The sequence below is a fragment of the Acinetobacter sp. UBA5934 genome, assembly GCF_002430855.1.
Classification (GTDB): domain Bacteria; phylum Pseudomonadota; class Gammaproteobacteria; order Pseudomonadales; family Moraxellaceae; genus Acinetobacter.
The window spans coordinates 1-779 of the sequence record NZ_DJDC01000124.1 but is presented as its reverse complement, the minus strand read 5'-3'; the positions used below and the strand labels follow the sequence as shown (position 1 = coordinate 779).

Here is a 779-nt window from a genome sequence, read left to right as displayed (position 1 = left end):
AGCAATTCCTGAACTTAGAACAGCATTATTGGAGCGTCAACGTGCATTTGCGCAAGCTCCAGGGCTGGTTGCAGATGGACGTGATATGGCGACAGCCATCTTTCCGGAAGCACAAGCCAAGATTTATCTGACAGCATCGGCTGAATCGCGAGCTGAGCGACGAGTAAAGCAGTTGCAGGGTATGGGGCTAGATGTTAAAATAAACGACATTTTAGCTAATATACAAGCTCGAGACAAACGTGATATGGAGCGTACAGTCGCCCCACTCAAGCCAGCAGCAGATGCATACATTATCGATAGTTCCGCATTGGGCATTGATGAAGTATTCAAGTTGATGACCAGTTTTGTTGACCAGCAATTAGTAAATTAAAGAATTTTTTCAGCGAAAGCATAGCTAGATCAGTTTATTACGGACTATGTGGAAGCTTAATTAAACCGGCCTTGTCTGATCCAAGACCGCTGACTTTATCAGGTATATCATGACCGAATCTTTTGCAGCCCTCTTTGAAGAAAGCGAATTAAACCTCAACGTTGAAAAGGGTGCTGTCATCCAAGGCGTTGTAGTAAATATCGATTCTGATTGGGTAACAGTTGACACTGGCCTTAAATCAGAAGGTATCGTTGACCGCGCTGAATTCTTAAACGACCAACGTGAACTTGAAGTTCAAGTTGGCGATACTGTTGATGTTGTTGTTGAAGCTCTTGACAACGGTATGGGTCAAACAGTTTTATCACGTGAAAAAGCTAAACGTGCTGAAACTTGGACTAAACTTGAAAAA

Annotated in this window: 2 protein-coding genes; both read left to right on the top strand. The window is 43.0% G+C overall.

Going from position 1 to position 779, the window contains the following annotated elements; all coding sequences use genetic code 11:
- The coding region (locus B2Y23_RS08570; RefSeq protein ID WP_291370240.1) for a (d)CMP kinase at positions 1–370 on the top strand (370 nt) is incomplete at its 5' end.
- A 109-nt stretch (positions 371–479) separates the two neighbouring features.
- The coding region (locus tag B2Y23_RS08565; protein WP_291370238.1) for a S1 RNA-binding domain-containing protein at positions 480–779 on the top strand (300 nt) is incomplete at its 3' end.